Here is a 1,000-nt window from a genome sequence, read left to right as displayed (position 1 = left end):
CTGACCTTGAAGCGGCGGTCAGACTGGATTAGCTAGTCGCCAAAGCGCAAACGGGAAATCCAACATGACCTACGTTGTCACCGAAAACTGCATTGGCTGCAAATACACCGACTGTGTCGAGGTATGTCCGGTGGATTGTTTCTACGAAGGTGAGAATACACTGGTCATTCACCCCGACGAATGCATCGACTGCGGTGTTTGCGAACCCGAATGCCCCGCCGACGCAATTCGCCCCGATACCGAGCCGGGGATGGAGCAGTGGGTCGAGTTCAACCGGAAATACTCGGAAATGTGGCCGGTGATTGTGACTAAGAAAGACCCCTTGCCCGAGGCCGAGGAACGCGACGGCGAAGAAGGCAAGATGGAGAAATATTTCTCGGAAGCCCCCGGCGAGGGCGGTTGACCGATTCGGCAGCCGGTTACCGTTCATTTGGCATCAATCTGTGCATTAATTAGTTGAGGTAGAAAGGGAATTTCCCATTTACCTTGGCGCGGTCTTTTGAGTGTCGCAAATTTGTGATATACTTAGGACCGAATGATGACTGTGATTGGGATGTGCTCCGTAAGTATGCTCGCTTTGGAGTTCTGAATTTATGACAAATAAGCCGCCTGACGGGGCCATGCAGGGCCTCGGCTGTGGTGCTTTTGTCGTCTCATATCCGGATCAGTAATGAAGGATGAATATGAATGTCGAAATCGAAAAAGCTTGAGTTCCGCCCGAACGATTATGTCGTCTACCCGGCTCATGGCGTAGGTCAGATCGTATCAATCGAAGAGCAGGAAGTTGCAGGCTTCTCACTTGAGCTGTTCGTGATTTCTTTTGAAAAAGACAAAATGACCCTGCGCGTGCCGACTAACAAGGTCACTGAATCGGGGCTTCGGTCGCTCAGCTCACCGGATGTGATCAGCCAGGCAATGAAGACGCTGAAGGGCAAAGCCAAGGTCAAGCGTGCCATGTGGTCGCGCCGGGCGCAGGAATACGAGCAAAAGATCAACTCGG

At 52.2% G+C, this 1,000-nt stretch carries 2 protein-coding genes; both read left to right on the top strand.

Annotated elements, in window-relative coordinates:
• The first annotated feature begins 64 nt into the window (after positions 1–64).
• Positions 65–403, top strand: coding sequence for a ferredoxin FdxA (gene fdxA / locus ACR0CG_RS23960; protein WP_010439399.1), 339 nt, complete (start codon positions 65–67; stop codon positions 401–403).
• Between the two features lie 284 nt (positions 404–687).
• Positions 688–1,000: CarD family transcriptional regulator (locus tag ACR0CG_RS23955; protein ID WP_480528006.1), on the top strand; the 313-nt coding region annotated here is incomplete at its 3' end.

The sequence above is a fragment of the Ruegeria sp. AB8 genome (assembly GCF_056542605.1).
The sequence above is the reverse complement of the archived record's forward strand: the minus strand, read 5'-3'. Positions and strand labels throughout refer to the sequence as shown.